This window comes from uncultured Ilumatobacter sp., from assembly GCF_963980585.1.
In the GTDB taxonomy this organism is placed as follows: Bacteria; Actinomycetota; Acidimicrobiia; order Acidimicrobiales; family Ilumatobacteraceae; genus Ilumatobacter_A.
Genome location: NZ_CAXCAM010000005.1, coordinates 1 through 18,215 on the forward strand (window position 1 = coordinate 1; position 18,215 = coordinate 18,215).

21 protein-coding genes are annotated in these 18,215 nt (G+C 63.7%); 9 read left to right on the top strand and 12 right to left on the bottom strand.

The window, feature by feature from the left end; translation table 11 throughout:
* Window positions 1-208 (bottom strand): HAD family hydrolase (locus ACH2DW_RS02675; protein ID WP_394928170.1); only part of this gene is annotated, 208 nt, incomplete at its 3' end.
* Window positions 209-315: 107 nt separating this feature from the next.
* Here ACH2DW_RS02675 and ACH2DW_RS02680 point away from each other — a divergent pair.
* From ACH2DW_RS02680 to ACH2DW_RS02690, 3 genes are all read left to right on the top strand, one after another.
* Window positions 316-1,500 (top strand): MalY/PatB family protein, encoded by a 1,185-nt coding sequence (locus tag ACH2DW_RS02680; RefSeq protein WP_394928171.1) that lies wholly within the window; start codon window positions 316-318, stop codon window positions 1,498-1,500.
* 60 nt (window positions 1,501-1,560) lie between these two features.
* Window positions 1,561-2,334 carry a DUF169 domain-containing protein gene (locus ACH2DW_RS02685; RefSeq protein WP_394928272.1) on the top strand — a complete coding sequence of 258 codons (774 nt, stop codon included), beginning with the start codon at window positions 1,561-1,563 and terminating at the stop codon, window positions 2,332-2,334.
* Between the two features lie 128 nt (window positions 2,335-2,462).
* Window positions 2,463-3,437, top strand: coding sequence for an NADPH:quinone oxidoreductase family protein (locus tag ACH2DW_RS02690; RefSeq protein WP_394928172.1), 975 nt, complete (start codon window positions 2,463-2,465; stop codon window positions 3,435-3,437).
* Here the strand turns inward: ACH2DW_RS02690 and ACH2DW_RS02695 are convergent.
* Complete coding sequence (locus tag ACH2DW_RS02695) at window positions 3,434-4,390, bottom strand: homocysteine S-methyltransferase family protein (RefSeq protein ID WP_394928173.1); 957 nt, start codon at window positions 4,388-4,390, stop codon at window positions 3,434-3,436. The genes ACH2DW_RS02690 and ACH2DW_RS02695 overlap by 4 nt on opposite strands.
* A 172-nt stretch (window positions 4,391-4,562) precedes the next feature.
* On the opposite strand from ACH2DW_RS02695, the gene ACH2DW_RS02700 reads away from it, so the two are divergent.
* Together ACH2DW_RS02700 and ACH2DW_RS02705 are read left to right on the top strand one after the other, a co-directional pair.
* Complete coding sequence (locus tag ACH2DW_RS02700) at window positions 4,563-5,030, top strand: hypothetical protein (protein WP_394928174.1); 468 nt, start codon at window positions 4,563-4,565, stop codon at window positions 5,028-5,030.
* Window positions 5,031-5,167: 137 nt separating this feature from the next.
* On the top strand, window positions 5,168-5,539 hold the full coding sequence (locus ACH2DW_RS02705) for a helix-turn-helix domain-containing protein (protein WP_394928175.1): 372 nt from the start codon (window positions 5,168-5,170) through the stop codon (window positions 5,537-5,539).
* Window positions 5,540-5,567: 28 nt separating this feature from the next.
* Here the strand turns inward: ACH2DW_RS02705 and udp are convergent, their stop codons facing one another.
* From udp to ACH2DW_RS02720, 3 genes are read right to left on the bottom strand one after another with little or no spacing between them, the layout of a single operon-like run.
* Window positions 5,568-6,323: a uridine phosphorylase gene (gene udp / locus ACH2DW_RS02710; RefSeq protein ID WP_394928176.1), complete on the bottom strand. Its 756-nt coding sequence runs from the start codon at window positions 6,321-6,323 to the stop codon at window positions 5,568-5,570.
* A gap of 33 nt (window positions 6,324-6,356) precedes the next feature.
* Window positions 6,357-6,962, bottom strand: coding sequence for a TlpA family protein disulfide reductase (locus ACH2DW_RS02715; RefSeq protein ID WP_394928273.1), 606 nt, complete (start codon window positions 6,960-6,962; stop codon window positions 6,357-6,359).
* 15 nt (window positions 6,963-6,977) lie between these two features.
* Window positions 6,978-7,355, bottom strand: coding sequence for a hypothetical protein (locus ACH2DW_RS02720; RefSeq protein WP_394928177.1), 378 nt, complete (start codon window positions 7,353-7,355; stop codon window positions 6,978-6,980).
* Between the two features lie 113 nt (window positions 7,356-7,468).
* Between ACH2DW_RS02720 and ACH2DW_RS02725 the strand changes: the two genes are divergently transcribed.
* A complete protein-coding gene (locus ACH2DW_RS02725) occupies window positions 7,469-8,722 on the top strand; it encodes an MFS transporter (RefSeq protein WP_394928178.1) in 1,254 nt (417 codons plus the stop codon).
* Here ACH2DW_RS02725 and ACH2DW_RS02730 read toward each other — a convergent pair.
* The 7 genes from ACH2DW_RS02730 to ACH2DW_RS02760 all read right to left on the bottom strand — a co-directional run bounded on the left by ACH2DW_RS02730 (window position 8,705) and on the right by ACH2DW_RS02760 (window position 15,971).
* Window positions 8,705-9,166, bottom strand: a complete 462-nt coding sequence (locus tag ACH2DW_RS02730; protein WP_394928179.1) for an SRPBCC family protein — start codon at window positions 9,164-9,166, stop codon at window positions 8,705-8,707. The two genes, ACH2DW_RS02725 and ACH2DW_RS02730, sit on opposite strands and share 18 nt — an antisense overlap.
* 110 nt (window positions 9,167-9,276) lie before the next feature.
* Entirely contained in the window at window positions 9,277-10,827 is a 1,551-nt protein-coding gene (locus ACH2DW_RS02735; RefSeq protein ID WP_394928180.1) for a trimethylamine methyltransferase family protein, read from the bottom strand.
* Between the two features lie 180 nt (window positions 10,828-11,007).
* Complete coding sequence (locus ACH2DW_RS02740; RefSeq protein WP_394928181.1) at window positions 11,008-13,065, bottom strand: ASKHA domain-containing protein; 2,058 nt, start codon at window positions 13,063-13,065, stop codon at window positions 11,008-11,010.
* Between the two features lie 9 nt (window positions 13,066-13,074).
* On the bottom strand, window positions 13,075-13,995 hold the full coding sequence (locus ACH2DW_RS02745; protein ID WP_394928182.1) for a dihydropteroate synthase: 921 nt from the start codon (window positions 13,993-13,995) through the stop codon (window positions 13,075-13,077).
* 96 nt (window positions 13,996-14,091) lie between these two features.
* Window positions 14,092-14,502 carry a virulence factor gene (locus tag ACH2DW_RS02750; protein ID WP_394928183.1) on the bottom strand — a complete coding sequence of 137 codons (411 nt, stop codon included), beginning with the start codon at window positions 14,500-14,502 and terminating at the stop codon, window positions 14,092-14,094.
* Entirely contained in the window at window positions 14,502-15,218 is a 717-nt protein-coding gene (locus tag ACH2DW_RS02755; protein WP_394928184.1) for a DUF1638 domain-containing protein, read from the bottom strand. Before ACH2DW_RS02755 ends, ACH2DW_RS02750 begins: the two co-directional genes overlap by 1 nt.
* 3 nt (window positions 15,219-15,221) lie before the next feature.
* A complete protein-coding gene (locus tag ACH2DW_RS02760) occupies window positions 15,222-15,971 on the bottom strand; it encodes a corrinoid protein (RefSeq protein ID WP_394928185.1) in 750 nt (249 codons plus the stop codon).
* Window positions 15,972-16,205: 234 nt separating this feature from the next.
* Between ACH2DW_RS02760 and ACH2DW_RS02765 the strand changes: the two genes are divergently transcribed.
* The 3 genes from ACH2DW_RS02765 to ACH2DW_RS02775 all read left to right on the top strand — a co-directional run bounded on the left by ACH2DW_RS02765 (window position 16,206) and on the right by ACH2DW_RS02775 (window position 18,190).
* Window positions 16,206-16,958, top strand: coding sequence for an IclR family transcriptional regulator (locus ACH2DW_RS02765; RefSeq protein WP_394928186.1), 753 nt, complete (start codon window positions 16,206-16,208; stop codon window positions 16,956-16,958).
* 132 nt (window positions 16,959-17,090) lie between these two features.
* Window positions 17,091-17,735 (top strand): endonuclease III domain-containing protein, encoded by a 645-nt coding sequence (gene nth / locus ACH2DW_RS02770; RefSeq protein WP_394928187.1) that lies wholly within the window; start codon window positions 17,091-17,093, stop codon window positions 17,733-17,735.
* 89 nt (window positions 17,736-17,824) lie between these two features.
* Window positions 17,825-18,190 (top strand): NADH-quinone oxidoreductase subunit A, encoded by a 366-nt coding sequence (locus tag ACH2DW_RS02775; RefSeq protein WP_394928188.1) that lies wholly within the window; start codon window positions 17,825-17,827, stop codon window positions 18,188-18,190.
* The last annotated feature ends 25 nt before the right edge of the window (window positions 18,191-18,215 follow it).

Below are 18,215 nucleotides of genomic sequence, written 5' to 3' on the forward strand. Positions count from 1 at the left end.
ACCCGTTCGTGCCGACGACATGTGAGACCGAGGTGCCGAGTTGGCCACCGAGGTCGGCGACAAGGTGGAGCGGCCGACCCGTGGCAATCACAACGTGATGACCGGCATCTGCGACGGCCTGGACGGCGGCAACGTTGCGTTCCGAAACGTCGCCTCGGGATGTGAGCAGGGTGCCGTCGAGGTCGAGCGCGATCAGCTTGGGGGTCACGGCGTCACCGTACCGATCGCTCCGATGCAACACCCGGGACTGCCCGACGCCACGGCGCCGACGGCCACGCTGATCGACCGTCGAACGCGGAGAGCTAGCGTTCGGAAATGGGCGCATCTGCGGACGGTCTGCTGACAGTCAGCGAGGAGCGAGCGCGAGCGCGGGTCGGTATCAAGTGGACCAAGCATGGTGTCGACGTCATTCCGTCATTCGTGGCAGACATGGACTTTGACCCGCCACAGCCCGTCCTGGACGCCATTCGGGGCCACGTCGATCGCGGCGATTTGGGCTACGGGCCGTTCTCGGCTGAGCTGGCTCCCGCATACGCCGACTGGCAAGAACGCCAGCATGGGTGGCGCCCGGACGAGCGTCAGATTCGGCCGTTCACCAGCGCGCTGCACGCCCTCGAGGTCGCTCTCTGGAACACGACTGAACGGGGCGACGGCATTGTCGTCTTCACGCCGATCTACTACCCGTTTCTCGACGCCATCGCCGACAGCGGCCGACGGCGCGTCGACTGCCCCCTTGATCCCGATGGATGGCGTCTTGACCCCGCACGACTCGAGAGCGCGATCGACGCCACGACCAAGGTGATCCTCTTCTGCAACCCTCATAACCCGACCGGACGCGTTTTCGATGCGGCCGAGATCGCGGCGGTCGCCGATGTCGCCGAACGTCACAACCTGCTCGTGATTACCGACGAGATCTGGGGCGAGTTGTTGCACCCCGGCGCGGTGCATCGCCCGCTCGCGATCTGCGACGAGCGATTCGCTGGTCGGCTCGTCACGCTCGGGTCGGCCAGCAAGACGTTCAACATCGCAGGCCTACGCACCGCCGTGGCGCACATCGATCATGAGCCCCTGCTCTCCGCACTCGCCGCGATGGCCAGTCATCAACAGGGCTCGCCCAGCTCGCTCGGCATCACCGGCACGCTGACGGCGTGGACCGACTGCGACGACTGGATGCGCGCCGTACAACGGACGATCACCGCTCGCCGCGATCAGCTCACGCGGCGTCTCGCTGCTGACGCCCCGACGATCGGCTACCGCGCACCAGAGGCGACCTATCTCGCCTGGCTCGACTTCACTGATGTGGCTGCTGGTGCTGCAGGTGGCGGGTTGGGTGATGATCCGGCGGAGTACTTGCTCGAACACGCTGGGGTCGCACTGTCCAACGGCCCGAAGTTCGGCACCGGGGGAGTGGGCGTCGCTCGACTCAACTTCGCCACGTCGGAACAGATACTCGATGACACGATCGACCGAATCGTGCACACGATTGACCAGCACGATTGACCAATTGGAGACATCCGCATGACCGACACGACCGCAGGCGAGAACGAGCAGCAGGTGCACATCCGCATGGGCGCACCCGGCGACATCGACTGGGCGTCGACGTTGGCCCGACTCGACAAGGTGCTCCGAATTCGGACCACGCCCATTGGCATGAAAATGTTCGAGACCGTCGAGGAGATGGAGGCAGTGCCGAAGATTCGGCGACCGAAGGACGTGCACACAGCAGACCAGATCGTGTCGATGGCGTCGCGCCTCAACTGGACCGTGGGTATCACTGGTGCCGATCTCGTCGGCGCGCAGTGCCAAGCGGTGCTTGGCCTCGGCGCGCAGGATGACGAGTGGTACTCCGGCAAGCACATGGCCGGCGTCTGGTTCGAAACCATCGAAGACTCAGCTGCCCATCAGGCCGCGATGACGATCGTGCCCGTCGGCCGATACCAGGCCATGGCGGTGTCACCGCTGAGTACTGGGCGCCTCGACCCGCCCGACATTTGCATGGTCTACGCGACGCCAGGACAGATGATCTTGCTGATCAACGGACTGCAGTGGTCGGGATACAAAAAGCTCGAGTGGGGCTGCGTCGGCGAGTCGTCGTGCGCCGACTCGTGGGGCCGGGCACTGTCGACAGGCGAGCCGAGTCTTTCCATCCCGTGCTACGCCGAGCGCCGATACGGCGGTGTGCAGGACGACGAGATGTTGATGGCGCTGACCGGGGAACAGTTGGTACAGGCCATCGACGGCATGGAGGCCCTGTCGCGAAACGGTTTGCGATATCCGATTCCTCCGTATGGCATTCAAACCGATGCGCGGGCGGGCCTCGGCGCCAGCTACTGATCGAGCACGGCGCCGGTGGTCTTCGTGGGCCAGCGCGCTCATCGGGTCAGCAACGCTCCCGCTTGTCGTCACGAGGGCGGGAACCGTCGGCCTGCATTTGAGCCACGCGGATCGCATACGGTGCGGAGATGAAGATCTGGCGACTCAAGCAGCACGGCGACCCTCTCGAACAGCTCGAACTGGTCGATGAAGACGCACCCGTTCCGGGCCCCGGAGAGGTGTTGATTCAACAGGAAGCAGTCGGCCTCGCGTTTCCCGACGTGTTGTCGTGCCGGGGGATGTATCAGGTGAAGTCGTACCCCGGGTTCACTCCGGGCGGTGAATCGTGCGGAACCGTCGCGGCGCTTGGCGATGGCGTGACCGGAATCGAGGTTGGCCAGCGGGTCGTCTATCTCGGGAGTAACGGTGGGCTCGCCGAGCAGGTCGTCCACGCCGCGGATGCAGTCTTCGTTGTTCCGGATGGAGTGCCGGCTGAAACAGCCGCAGCGATCCCGATCAACTACTGCACCACGCTCTACGCGCTTCGCGAGCGCGCCAAGTTGCAGCCCGGTGAGTCCGTGCTGATCACGGGTGCTGCGGGCGGTACCGGTACGGCGGCCATTCAGCTCTCCAAGGCGATGGGGGCGACCACCATCGCCGTCGCCGGTGGCGCCACGAAGGTCGGTGTGCTGCGCGATGTCGGCGCCGACGTCGTGATCGATCACCAGGAAACACCCGACTGGGTCGATGCCGTGCGCGAGGCCAGTGGTGGCGGCGTTGACGTCGCCTACGACCCGGTGGGCGGCGACACGTTCCATCAGGTGCGGCGATGCATGGGCTGGGACGGTCGCCTGTTGGTGATCGGCTTCGTTGCCGGGATCCCTGAGTACAAGACCAACCATGCGCTGTTGAAGAGCTATTCGGTCGTCGGCGTGCATTGGGGTGCCTCGTTGCCGCGGTTCCCCGATTCGTTGGGCGAGCAGATGCACACGCTGCTCGACATGGCCGCGGCCGGCACGATTGACCCACCGCTCTACCCGCCGTACGCGTTCGACCAGGCGAGCCAAGCGTTGCAAGATCTCGCCGATCGCAAAACGCACGGCAAGGTCGTCGCCACCTTCTAATCGGACGTTGCTGATCCTTCCGCCGTCGCTGAGGCGTGACGGCGGGCGAGTTCGGCGATGTGTTCGGGGTACATGTCGCAGCAGCCCCCGATGATCGTTGCGCCACCGGCCACCCATTCGTCGACGATGTCCCCGTACGCCTCAGCGGTGAGGTCATCGCGTCGTTCGTAGATGACGCTGTTGGCGGCGTAGTCCTCGGCGTGGGCGTCGGGGAACGCGTTTGCGTACGCGCCGGTCCGGACGTCGAGCCCTGCGTCAGCAAGCTTGGCGGTCAACTCCATCAAGGCGGGGCCGATCTGCTCAGGGAGTGAACAGTTGAACAGCACTGCGTCGACAACGTCGCGATGTCGGCCGACGGCGGCCACGATGTCATCGATCGTGTCGCCCGAACGCAGCGCGATGTGGGCGCCGTGCTTGTCGTCGCCGCTGTAATGATCGGGAAGGGCGAACGCTGCCCAGAGACGCTGCCCGGCACCGTGCTGTCGCACCGCCTCGGCGATCACGTCGAGTTCGGACACGAGGCTGAGTGTCTCGGCGACCCAGAGATCGACGAACGGTGCCAACGAGGCAACGATCATCGAGTACAACGCTGGCGCTCGAACCGCGTCGAAGTGTTCTGGTTCGTACGAGCCAAATAATGGTGGCAACGAGCCGGCGACGCTCACCGGGTGCGCGGCAGCGTCGGCTGCTTGGCGGGCGAGTTCTCCAGATGCGCAAGTCAGCGCAGCGCCTCGATCGGCAATGACGTCATCGCCGAGGTGATACGGCACGACGGCGTAGTTGTTCGTGATGATGGTCTGAGCGCCCGCCTCGATGAAGTTGGTGTGTGCTTGGAAGACGAATTCTGGTGCGTCCATGAGCGCCAGCGCCGACCACTCCGGTTGTCGGAACGGCGCACCGATGCGACGAAGTTCCTTGCCCATGCCGCCGTCGAGAATGGTGAGGTGATGCATCAGGTGCCACGTTAGTGAATGGTGTTGCAAAGTATTTCTTGCAATCCTCTTGCATTTCTCGCTATGCGTGATAAAGTACGCAGTACAACAACGGATCAAGCAGTGAGTCAATCAACCGCCCAGCCTGTTGAACAACCATCCAATCCCCCCACATCCGCCAGAGGAGCATCCGATGCGCAACCAGATCAACACCATCGCCGAGAAGATCAACGACCAGGTCACCGAGCAGGTCACCACTGCCACCAAGACCTACACCGAGACCAACGATCGCATCCTCGACGCCATTGTCGACACCAACCGCAAAGCCGTCGACTTCGCCGTCAAGACATTCGATCAGATCAACGATCGCATCGCCGACCAAACTCCGACCATCGAGCTTCCGTTCGACATGCCGAAAATGGACCGCTTCGACGTGCCGACCGCAGCCGACGCTGGCAAGCGGTACATCGACGTTGTCGAGCGCATGGCCGACATGAATCGTGACTTCAGCGAGCGAGTCGTTGCGATGCTCCCCGCCGACAAGCCGGTCGTCAAGCCCGCTGCGACGGCCACCAAGACAGCTGCAGCGAAGAAGCCAGCCGCCAAGAAGGCTCCGGCGACCAAGAAGGCTCCGGCCCGCAAGGCTGTCGCCAAGAAGTGAGCTCGTGCGGCAGGCACCTTCCCTTCCCCCCATCGGGAAGGTGCCGCCGTTGAAGACTCCAACAGAGGGACGACAACGTGCCAGGCACGTTGTCGTCCCTCTGTTTGTTTCCGCCAAGAAGTGAGAGGATGACGCTGATGTCAACCAGCTCAAACGACAGCAATCCGCTCGGTGTCGGAGCGCTTGGCGACTTCATTCGTAGTCAGCGCCGACTCGCTGAACTGAGCCAGCGTGAGCTCGCCAAGCTGGCCGATCTCTCTGACGCCTACCTCAGCCAGCTCGAGCGAGGGCTGCACGAGCCATCGGTTCGCGTGGTCAATGGATTGTCATCGGCGCTCAATGTTCCCGCTGAGAAGCTGCTGAACTTCCTCGGCCGAGAACGTGCCGAGGGCGCCGACGTGGTCACCACGGAGTCAGCGATCGCCACCGATGAATCGTTGACAGACGCTCAGAAGCAGTCCCTGCTCGACGTCTACCGCGCCTTTATCGCCGCCAACGAACACACCTGACGTCAGCCGTCGCCAGGATCCTGAGCGGTCAGAGCAATTGGCGTGCTGCCTCAACAACGACCTCGACGACGCCGGACTCGGCTGCTGCGATCACCGCGGCGTCAGGGGTCTCCTGCTGAGTGCGATTGACGAGCACTCCGGCAGCGCAGCCGGCCCGCCAGCCTGACGACGCGCACATCGTGAACAGCGTCGCGGACTCCATCTCATAGTTGAGGACCCCCATCGACTGCCATTCGTCGAGTGAGCCGCGGAATCGTTCGACCACGCGCCCCGATGTCGTGTCGTACCGCTCCTGGCCCGGATAGAAGGTGTCGCTTGACGCGGTGATGCCGACGTGCACGTTTGCGCCAGAGGCGCGAGCTGCGTCGACCAGTGCAGTGGTGCACTCGAAGTCGGCGACAGCGGGGAACTCCATTGGCGCGAAATGCAGGCTCGCACCGTCGAGGCGAACAGCGCCCGTGGTGACGATGATGTCGCCAGGATTCGCGTCGGGTTGGATCGCGCCGGTCGTGCCGACTCGGAGGAACGTGCGCACGCCGAGTTGGGCCAGTTCCTCGACCGCAATCGACGTCGACGGTCCACCGACGCCGGTTGAGCAGACCACGACGGGTGTGCCGCCGAGGAAGCCGAGCCACGACGTGAATTCTCGATGTGCTGCAAGCGCAACGGGCTCGTCGAGGAGCGATGCGATGCGTGCGACGCGCTCGGGATCGCCCGGGAGAATCGACAGCGTGGCACCTCGCAGGTCGGCGGTGTCAAGCCCCAGATGAAACGTCTCAGCCATTCGGCAACCGTACCCGGAACCGTACGCGTGAGGTCAGTGGCCGGTGACGCCGTGGTACGGGCGACCGGCTTCGTTGAACTCGGTGTAGATCTCCATGAATGCATCACCGAATGGATTGATCCCACGTAAGGGCTGCGAGGCACGGCGCACGGTCCAGTCGTTCGGCGCGAGCGCATTCGCTCGCTCGAAGTTGCGTTCGGCCCCATCGGTGTCACCGTCGCGGCGGAGCTTTGCAGCGATGCGGAAGACGAGGCGAGCCTCTTCCTCTTCAGCGCTGAGGTCGCCGACGACTCCCTTGGCCTCATCCGGGGACATTCGCAGTGTGCCGTCCTTGGCCCAGGCCCGAATGTGGTCCTTCTGCTTCTCGGAGTCGATGCCCGTGAGCTCGCGGAACGTGTCGCTCGCGTAGGCGCTCCAGTTGGGCTGAACGATGTTGTCGTCTTCGTCGATCATCAGCACGGTCGGCACGTTCGAGATCGCGTAGAGCTCGGCAACGATGTGCTCGGCGTCGATGAGAACCGGATAGGTGATCCCGTCACACCCGGCGCGGACCGCCTCGACGTCTTCGTCGATGGCGACAGCGATCACTTGGAAGTTGTGATCAGCGAGTTCTTCTTGGAGTGCCTGCCAACCTGGCAGATCGAGGAGGCAACCTCACCACGACGAAAATGCGACGAGCAACCGCTTCTTGCTGCGGTGGTCGGAGAAGTTCATCGGCAACCCATCGATATCGGGCAGCACGAAGTCCGGCGCCTTCATGTCGTTCACTGCAGCGCGACGCTGTTCGCGAGGTGCGCCAATGGCCACCAGGCCTGACTCGGTGTCGGTAGTTGCCGGGCGATCGAGGAGTGATGCAACCGCGGTGACGTCGATGCGGTCGCCATCGAACAAGGCATCGCGATCGTTGACGATCACGCAGGCGTCGTCCTTGCACAGACCTTCGGGCTTGAGCGTCCAGCCCAGCGCATCTTCGAGGCCAGCTGCGTCAACGAGCGGACCACCTTCCAGCATCACGATGTCGTTCGTCGTCATCTCGCCACCGTACTGGTCGTGTCGCGTCCGGGTCGCTTTGGCGCGTTCCGTCGCGCCGAGAGCCCAGGGCGGCCGGATGAGCGTGAGGGAACGCTGGTCGGTATCGTGCCGCGGTGAGCGAGGTGGGCCCAGTGCAGCGAGCGCGTTCGGAGCGCTCAGTTGTCGCATTCCTCGCCTTCATCGGCATCTTGATGGCCTTTGGTATCGATGGAGCGCTCCCGGCCTTCGACGAACTCAGAGTCGCCTTCGACCTCGACGATCGCGGCCTCAGTCCGGCGATCACCGGAACCGTGTACTTCGTTGGGATGGCGCTCGGACAGCTGGTCTATGGCGTGCTCGCCGACCGCTTCGGCCGTCGCCCCGTCCTCCTCGCCGGTATCGGGATCTATGCGGTCGGCGCGCTGGCCTCGACGATTGCGCCAAACCTTGCCGTCCTCCTGGTGGCTCGGTTCGTCTGGGGTCTGGGCGCCTCCGCGCCGACAGTGTTGAGGTTCGCCATCGCCCGTGACCTGTACGCAGGCGATCAGATGGCTCGGGTGGTCAGCACCTTTAGCGCGGTGTTCTTGCTCGGCCCGATCATCGTGCCGTTCATCGGCGAAGCGATCTTGACGGTTGGGGACTGGCGCGCGGTGTTCGCTGCCGCGCTGGTGCTCGCTGCCGTGACCGGGGTGTGGACCGTTCGATTCGGCGAGACCCTCGATCCGGCCAATCGCCGCACGCTTCAGCTCGCTCCGCTGCTCGACGCTCTCCGAGCGGTCGCGGCCACGCCGGTCACTCGGTGGATACTGATCGCTCAAGCATTCTTCGGCGGCGCGTTCTTCGTGTGGCTCGGCAGTGCCCAACCAGTCATCGACGAGATCTACGACCGCTCCTCGCAGTTCACGCTCTTCTTCGGCGCGTCGGGAATCGGCATGGCACTGGCACTGCTCTTCAACCGTCCACTCATCGAACGATTTGGCGCCGCCCGGATGGTGGTGCTGGCGGCGACGGCATTCGTCGCCCTCGCAGCCGTTGGCCTCGCCGGAACGTTGGCTGCCGACGGTGTGCCGTCGATTTGGTGGTGGTTCGGCTGGGCATTCTTGGCCAACGCGATGTCGATGATCATGGGGCCGATGAGCGCGTCCCTCGCGCTCGAACCGATGGCGGACAAGGCGGGGACAGCTTCGGCAATTCTTGGTGTCGCTCAGCTCGGTGTCGGCGCCGGTCTGGCGGCGATCGTCGATGCGCAGATCGATGCGACCGTCACCCCGATGTTGTTGGGTGCGCTGGTGTACGGCGTACTCGGTCTGGGTTGCCTCGTCTTGGCGACGCGTCAACCTGCCGGGAACGTGCCGAGCCCACGCCCTGTGTCAGTCGGCGAACGCTGACTGCAGATTCTGCATCGTGATCTGACAACCCCTCTCGAGGTTGTCGCGACGCCCTTCGATCTTGCCGGGGTACACGTCGGGCAGCGCGAGCATTGGAGCATCGAAGGACTCGGTCACGCGACAGGACGACGGCCCGGTGGGCTCGATGGTGTAGCTCCATGTCGTGGCATGTTCGAATGCGGGTGGTACCTCATAGGCAAACCCGCTTCCCGGATCAGCGACAGTGACTTCGCAGTCCGCGTGCCAGGTGTAGTCCTTCGCTCGGTTGTGCCCGCGGAAACGCGTCCCGACAGCGATCGCTGCCGCGTCGTCCAGGAACTCGCACCGTTCGTTCTCCGGACTGAGTGTCGGCAGGCGTTCGAGATCGGTGAGAAAGGTGTAGACGTCGGCGGCCGATGCGTTGACGTCGACGGTTGCAGACCCGTTGGTGGCAGATGGCTCCATGGGAGCAGTGTCGTTGATCTGAGCGCCGTCGCACGGATCGAGCTGGAGCTCAGGACATATTGGCCCGGCATCTTGGCCCGGGGTGCGTGGAGGGTGGCCACGCCAATCGCTCAGCCGATTTCGTCGGGCATCTCAGCCTTGCGGCGCCCGATGTAGTCCTGCAGCTCTGCGTCGATGGCATCGTCGATCGGCGGCGGTTCGTAGCTGGCGAGTGACGCCTTCCATGCTGCGTTCGCTCGGTCAGCGGTGGTGGTCGAACCGTCTTCCATCCACTGCTCGTAGCTGGAGTTGTCGGCCAGTGTCGAGCGATAGAACGCAGTCTCGAAGTTGGCGAACGTGTGGCCCGTGCCGAGGAAGTGCTCGCCCGGCGTGTGCTCGAGGAACGCATCGACGCCCTGGCCGTTCTCGCTCATGTCGAGGCCCTGGCCGAACTTCATCATCATGCCGAGCTGATCAGCATCCATCATGAATTTCTCGTACCCGACGGCGAGGCCGCCCTCCATCCAACCCGCCGCGTGCAGCACGAAGTTCACACCCGCCATGACGGTCGGGATGATCGTTGACGCAGACTCGTACGCCGCCTGTGCATCGGGCAGCTTCGATGCTGTGAGCGAGCCGCCCGAGCGGAATGGGACGCCGAGGCGTCGAGCGAGGGCCGAGACGGTGTACAGGACGATGGCGGGTTCGGGCGTGCCGAACGTCGGTGCGCCAGTCGCCATGGACATCGACGACGCGAACGATCCGAAGATGACGGGGGCACCTGGGCGCACGAGCTGGCAGAACGCCATTCCGGCAAGCGCTTCAGCGAGCGTCTGTGCGGCGACGGCCGCCGCTGTAGTCGGGGCCATAGCTCCGGAAAGGATGAACGGAGAGATGATGCACGCCTGATTCGCCGCTGCATAGGTTTCCGCAGCGGCCAACATCGTGTCGTCCCACACCAGTGGGGACGAGGCGTTGATCAGCGATGACATCACGGTGCGGTCGGCCAGATCTCCACCGAACCCGATCCGGGCGAGTTCGATCGAGTCGGCTGCCCGCTCGCCGGCGGTGACCGAACCCATGAACGCCTTGTCGCTGTATTTCAGGTGGGCGTACACCATGTCGAGATGCCGCTTGTTGACGGGAACGTCGACGGGCTCGCACACCGTGCCGCCCGAATGATGCAGGTGAGGCGACGAGTAGGTGAGCTTGACGATGTTCTCGAAGTCGTTGATCGTCGCGTAACGGCGGCCTTGGTCCTGGTCGTAAACGAACGGTGAGCCGTAGTTCGGCGCAAACACCGTATTGGGTCCGCCGATTTCGACGTTACGTGCAGGGTTGCGAGCATGCTGCGTGTACTGCCGCGGCGCAGTCGCCTGAACGAGTGTGCGACACAGCCCGCGAGGGAACCGGACACGTTCGCCGTCGATCTCGGCACCTGCATCGCGCCACATCTCGAGCGCGCGTGGATAGTTCCGGAACTCGATGCCGACCTGTTCGAGGATCGTCTCAGCGTTGTATTCGATCAGCTCGAGGTGTTCGTCGGTGACCAACTCGTACGGACGGATCTGTCGTTGCAGGTAGGGCGGAGTCGGCGTTGCCGACGTGGCTCGACTCGCCGCTCGCCCGGCGCGACCACCGGACCTGCGTCCTCGACGTTCTTCACTCACCAGGACCCCCATCACGACGCACTACCGCTCGACGTCCCACCATGCGGAACTGTTCCAGCATACAGAACACTCATCCCCCCGTCGACCGGAGCACAACTCCCGAAAAATGCTGCATAAGCGTCGCTGTGCGACGCTCCTCCGACATTTTTGGGAGTGGGAGTGGGAGTGGGAGTGGGAGTGGGAGTGGGAGTGTCAGGTGGGGCGTCGACGGCGGCCGGTGCGTTGACGCCCGCCGACGGCGTCGAGCTTGGGTTGTGCTGAGGGCAGGGCGGTCTCGCTCGCAAGGTTCGGAGTTGGCTCGGTGGTGTGTGGGAAGCCCATTGCATTCACGAACAGCTCCTGGAAGCGCGGCTCGGTCGCTGTCTCGATCTTTTCCACGCGCCGGACAGCCGCCTCGATCTCGACACGTTGTGCGGCTGATACGAGCGCTCGAACAGCACCGGCGCCTGCGGCGTTTCCGACCGAGGCGACCTGAGTCACCGGCACGTCGGGAACAAGGCCAAGGACCTTGGCATACAGCGGGTCGATATGCGCCCCGAATGCACCGGCAAGACGCACCGAGCCGATCTCGTTCGGGTCGGTCTTGCCAGCGTGTTCGCAGAGCAGATCGATGCCGGCGCGCAATGCTGCCTTTGCGAGTTGGATCGCACGGACGTCGTCCTGCGTGACGTTGATGTTCGCCGTCGGATCATCGGCGTCGCCGAACAGCCGATAGGAGAACGTCCGGCCATCGGCGAACACCCGGTCGGTCTTCGACGGCCCGTCTGAGCGGACCGTGCCGTCGACATCGAGGAGACCTGCGAGATAGAGCTCGCCCATCACCTCGATGATCCCCGAACCGCAGATTCCTGAGATGTCGAGTTTGGAAGTTTCTGCGCTGAACGCTGGATCGTCGGACCACAGGTCACTGCCGATCACCTTGACGCGAGGCTCGAGGGTGTCGCGATCGATGCGCACGCGTTCAATGGCACCCGCCGTTGCGCGCATCCCCGCCGAGATCTGAGCACCTTCGAAGGCTGGGCCCGTGGGGGAGGAGGCAGCGAGCACGTGCTCGGAGTTGCCGAACACGATCTCGGCATTCGTGCCGACGTCGACGAGGAGTTGCAGCGCGTCCGAGCGATGAGGACCCTCAGCCAGGATGGCGCCAGCGGTGTCGGCACCGACGTGGCCGGCAATGCATGGCAAAAGGTATGTCGACGCGAACGGCGCATCAATTTCGAGGTCAGTGGCGCGGACGGTCACGGCGCTGTCGGTCGCAAGGAGGAAGGGTGCCTGGCCCAGGGGAGTGGGGTCGATCCCGAGGATGACGTGATGCATGATTGGGTTCCCGACGAGGGTCATGTCGAGAATCGACGACCGATCGATCGGACGCAGCGTGTCGACGCTGGTCGCAGCGTCGTCGACGAGTTCGCCGACCATGGTGTTCAGCGCGGCGCGGATCGAACGGGTGAGCTCGACATCGCCACCCGGGTTCATCATCACGTACGAGACCCGCGACATGAGGTCATCGCCAAATCGGATCTGTGGATTCATCACGCCATTACTCGCGACCACCTCGCCGGTCGCTAGGTCGACCAGGTGGCCGGCGACAGTGGTCGACCCGACATCAACGGCGACGCCGAAGGAGCGATCGACGTAGCCGGGATACACGGCGCACACATCGCAGCCGTGCCGAACGCCGACAGTGATTGCGTTGTCGCCCTGCTTGGCAGCATCGGCGATCAACGGCAGCACGTGCGCGTCGAGGCGCGCCATGGTGACGTCGTAGTCGGCGAGCAATGCCGCGCCGATCTGTTCGCTCAACCCGCCGAGCTCGGCTCCCAACTCCGCCTTCGGTAACTCGATGTAGTGCAATCGCACCAGCGGGTCGACTTCGATGTTGCCGAGATCGACCGACTTGCGGACGACCTGCTTGTGCACTTGGCTTGCCGCAGGGATCTCGACGACGACGTCACCGCACACCCGCGCTGCGCAGCCGAGACGCTGACCGTCGAGGATCGGGCGCCGCCCGGTGTACTCCTCTTCGGTCGAGGCCCAACCGGTGATCGAGTTGTCGGTCGACTCGATCTGCCACTTGGAGAACGACCCGGCTGTTGGGACGACTTGGCATCGCCCGCACAATCCGCGACCACCGCACGTGGAGTCGAGGTCAGCACCTGCCTGCCGTGCCGCATCGAGCACCGTCGTGCCCTCATCGACGGTGACCAAAAGCCCTGACGGCGCAAAGACCACCCGATGTCGTGCATCCATGCCGCTGGATCAGCCTTCGACGCGGGCGCGTCGCCCGCCGCGTCGACGTGGGGCGCCGCCCGCCGCGTCGCCAGCCGCTTGGCCGCCACCCTCGCGATACGTCGCGATCCAAGCGCCGCAGTCCTGATCGTGACCGGCGAGTACGTCGGCGGCTTTCACGGCCTTCTTCACCTCATCGTGCAGTGGGCTCATGATTGCCGAGGTCATCCCGTTCGAAATCGCCATCGCGAGGAAGGTGCCGGTGATCGCATGACGTTCCGGCAATCCGAAGCTCACGTTCGAGGCTCCGCAGGTGGTGTTGACCTTCAGCTCGGTCTGCAAGCGGCGGAGCAGCTTGAACACTTGCTGGCCGGCCTGACCCATGGCACCGATTGGCATCACCAACGGGTCGACGATCACATCGGATGACGGGATGCCGTAGTCGGCGGCACGGTTGACGATTTTCCTGGCGACTTCGAACCGCACGTCGGGATCCTCGGAGATGCCGGTCTCGTCATTCGAGATTGCGACGACAGCAGCGCCGTACTTCTTGACGAGCGGCAGGACTCGCTCCATCTGTTCGTCCTCACCGGTGACCGAATTGATCAACGGCTTGCCCTGATAGACGGCGCAGCCGGCTTCGAGCGCTTCGACAATCGAGGAGTCGATCGACAGCGGCACGTCGGTGACTGACTGCACGAGCTGAATTGCCTGCGCAAGAAGAGCCGGTTCGTCAGCGAGCGGAATACCGGCATTGACGTCAAGCATCTGGGCGCCGGCGGCGACCTGCGCGAGTGCGTCAGCTGCCACGCGCTCAAAGTTGCCTTCCTTCATCTCCGCTGCAAGCAACTTGCGACCGGTTGGGTTGATGCGTTCGCCGATCATGACGAACGGACGATCGAAGCCGATGACGACTTCCTTTGTTGCGGAGCTGATGATGGTCTCGGTCATATTGCTGTCGATTCTCTTCGAGTGACTTCGGAGTCGAGTTACTTTGGGGTCGGGACCAGGTGTCGCTGGCGGGGTGCGGAGGAGTGAACAGGTCGGTCAGGCAGGCGGGCCGTCGGGATCGAGGCCGCCGTTGGCGACGATGGCTTCGAGGCGTTCCTTGGGATATTGGTCTTCGATGTCGGCACAGAGCTGGTCGAGCTTGGCACTGATGTCGCCCTCGCTCAACGGTGCGGCGGTGTTGCGCCACTCTTTGACATAGTCGTCGGTCGACGTCAGCCCGGCAACGCCAGCGGCACGATCGATTGCGTGTTGGAACCGGGCGTGCAGCAGCACCTTGCTCTGCTCGGCGGCACCGCGGGCGGTGAGTTGCGCTGGGATGTCGCGCCAGTAAATCGTGCTGACCGTGGGCCCGCCGCCACCTCGCCGTCGGTTCGTCCGTCTGCCGGTCTGGCGCTCACGCATCGCGCCTTGATCGAGTTCGTCGCCTGCTGATTGTTCTTCGCTCATCACGCTGTTGCTTTCCGTGTGAAGTCCACCATGGTGGACTCGAGTTCGCCGTAGCCAGTGTGCTCGATGTGCAGCTCGAGCCCCAGCCGGTCAGCGCACTCATGGGCGGCGGCCCGGGCCTTGGGGTCATCGGTCTGTTCGAGATACACGCACCGGGTGTAGTTGCCGAAGTACATGTCGCGCAGCTCGGGGTGCTTGGCGATCCCCATGCCGTCCCAGATCAACCGCTCCCAGTTCCGGGCGAGGAAGTCGGTCAGGTAGAAGCTGCCGAGCGCATGATCCTGGAGCTCGTCGAACCGGGGTGCAGTGGCGAAGAATTGGTAGCAGTGCGCGCCGGCGAGCATCTCCACGTTTTCCTCGGCGCACACCTTGTCCAACAATCCGCCGGTGCCGCAGTCTGCGTACCCGATCAGAATCTGGTCGAACGTTCCTGCCGCTGGCTCTGTACCCGCATCGAGGAGTTGATTGTCGCCGGGCGGCGACGCGCCGGTCGACGAGTTGGTGCCTGGCACCATGTCGTCTTGCAGCATGTCGTCCTTGCCGCGGGCCCGGTGGATTCGTTGGCGGACGAGTTCGGGGATTTCTTTCGGGCGGTTGTGCAACGAAGCAGGAAGGCACTCGACGGTCACGTTGACCAGGCCGTTCAGCTCGGTGATTGCGAGCAGTTCACGCGCCAGTGCCCCGCACGCGATGACGAGCACCCGTGGGGCGGTCATGGCTCAGGCGTGGACTGACGGGCCGGCGGGCTCCGGGTTGCCGCGTCGCGCCGACACCAGGGACTTGGCCTGCTCGGAGGCCACCGCTGCGTCGCGGCAGTAGGCGTCCGCGCCAATTGCTTCGCCGAACTCCTCATTGAGTGGAGCGCCACCGACGAGGATGATTTGATCGTTGCGACGGCCTTTCTCGGTGAGGGTGTCGATGACGACTTTCATGTACGGCATCGTGGTGGTGAGCAAGGCCGACATGCCCAAGATGTCGGGTTGGTGCTCGTCGAGGGCGGCGATGAATTCGTCGACGTCGGTGTTGATGCCAAGATCGATCACTTCGAACCCGGCACCTTCGAGCATCATTGCGACCAGGTTCTTGCCGATGTCGTGGATGTCGCCCTTGACGGTGCCAATGACGACCTTGCCGACGGACTCAGCGCCCGTCTCGGCCAACAGCGGACGGAGAATGGCCATGCCCGCCTTCATCGCGTTTGCGGCGAGCAGGACCTCGGGAACGAAAAGAATGCCGTCACGGAAGTCGATGCCGACGATGCGCATGCCTTCAACGAGTGCGTCGTTCAGGACGCGGTCGGGCCCCCAACCGCGGTCGAGCAGGATGGTCGTGCCCTCCGCGATTTCTTCCTTCATGCCGTCGTAGAGGTCGTCGTGCATCTGGGCAGTCAGATCCTCGTCACTCAGCAGCGCAAGATCGATGTCTTCGTCGCCGTTCGAGTCGCCGGCGGCGTCGATGTCGTCACTCATGTTGTTGTCTCCAGAGAGAGGGGCGGAACGAGGGGGCCTCGTGCCGTTGTTCCGCAATGCGGAACTGTACCGTATGGTGAAACAGTACGCCAGGCCCCTCTGGGACGAGCGATCTCTGCAGGCTAATGATGCAAGTCGCGTCCTGCAATGATGTCGGTCGTCAAGCCTGGTCGCCGCGACGTTGCGCACGTCACCAAAGCGTGCAGACGGCTCCAAAGCTGCTATCCAAGGTGCATGGCAGGTGTGCAGTCGATCGAGCGAGCCTTCACGGTGCTTCGCGAACTTTCACTCGGCCCGGCTGGCGTCACGGAGATTGCTGAGCAGGTCGGTCTGCCGAAGTCAACGGTGTCTCGCTTGCTCTCGGCGCTTGAAGCAGAGGGCGCAGTCGCACAACGCGAAACGGGTTCGGAGTACGAACTCGGTGCCGGTCTGGCAGCTCTGGCCGATGCTGCAAACAACGACGCGAATATGGCGGCTGTCGTCCGCCCGTTCTTGATCGAATTGAGCGAGGAAACCGGAGAATCAGCAGGATTCGTGGTGCGTTCAGGTCGAAACGTGTACTGGGTTGACAGCGTCGATGACGAGGAGTCCGCCGTGCAGGTGCAGAACCGCACCGGTTTCTACGCGCCCATGCACTCGGTCCCGGCGGGTCTGGCGCTGCTCGCCCACTTACCGCCCGACGAGATTCAGCGCTATCTCGCTCAGCCGCTCGAGCGGGTCAACCAGCGCACGATCACCGACGTCGCGACGCTGCGCGCGCACCTCGATCAGATCGTCAACGACGGTCTCATGTGGTCGATCGACGATCTCGGTGACGGCATCACGGCGCTCGATGTCCCGTTCCGCGGCGCAAGTGGCCATTTTGAAGGCGCCCTCTTTGTCAACGCTCCGAGCTTCAGATTTCCTGCCGAAGGTGACAAGGACCGCGTCGAAGCCCTCGTCGTCGATGCTGCGCAACGGTTGTCGGACCGCTTCACCGTGCACTGAGCCGTTGCCCATCTGTTTCACCAGACGGGTTTCACCTCGACGGTGCAACGGTGATGACGGAGTAACCATGGTGCAACAGACGAGACGTTTCGCGCTGGGTGCGGTCGCGAATCGGCAGTAGCTTCGACGGGGATGAAGCGACAGGACAAAGCCGACCGCATTGGCGAGATGCTCGACGATCTCTACCCGAACCCGCCGGTGCCGCTTGATCATCGCAACCCCTACACGATGCTCGTCGCCGTGGCGCTGTCCGCGCAGACGACTGACAAGAAGGTCAACGAGGTCACCCCTGCGCTGTTCGACGCAGCATCAACACCGGAGGAAATGGCACGTCTGTCACCGGAGGAGATCCTCGGCTTCATCAAACAGGTCGGCCTCGCACCGACAAAGGCACGCAACCTGTCGACCATGGCGCACCAGATTGTGGACGCCGGCGGCGAAGTCATTGCCGACTGGGAGTTCCTCGAGGGGCTCGCCGGGGTCGGGCACAAGACCGCTGGTGTCGTGATGGCCGGGGCGTTCGGTTTTCCAGCGTTTCCTGTCGACACCCACATTCATCGCCTCGCAGATCGTTGGGGCCTGAGCGATGGGAAGAACGTCGAGAAGACCGAGCGAGACCTCAAAGCGGTGTTCCCTGAAGACACGTGGGATCGACGGCACCTGCAGATCATCTACTTCGGCCGGGAGTACTGCCCCGCCAAATATCACGATCTGACTGGCTGTCCGATCTGCAGTTGGGCCGCCACCAAGAAGCGCATCGCCGCCGAGTCCAGGTAGTTCCACCCGACCCCAACGTGACACACGGCGGGAATAGTCTCCCCTGAGGTTGGGAAGAGATTCACAAGGGCTGATATCTTCGGGCCCGCATGTCGCTCTTTCTTCGCGATTACCTCAACGTTGTCTGGTTTGGTATTGCAGCGCTCGCCATTGGCGGGTTGCTGCTCGGACTCGCCGCGGCGATTCGCCCGTCCAAGCCCAACTACGACAAGTCGATGGCATACGAATCGGGTGTCGACCCGGTGGGGATGGGCTGGTCTCAGAGCCAGATCCGTTACTACGTGTTCGCCCTGCTCTTCGTCATCTTTGATGTTGAAGCGGTGTTCCTCTTCCCCTGGGCAGCGTCCGCAGAGAGGTATGGCACGTTCGGCCTCGTCGCGATGCTCGTCTTTATCGTGCTGCTCCTCGACGGCCTGGTCTACGCCTGGAAGCGGGGGCTCCTCCGATGGGTCTGATGTTCCTTCGCTCCGCCATGGGCTC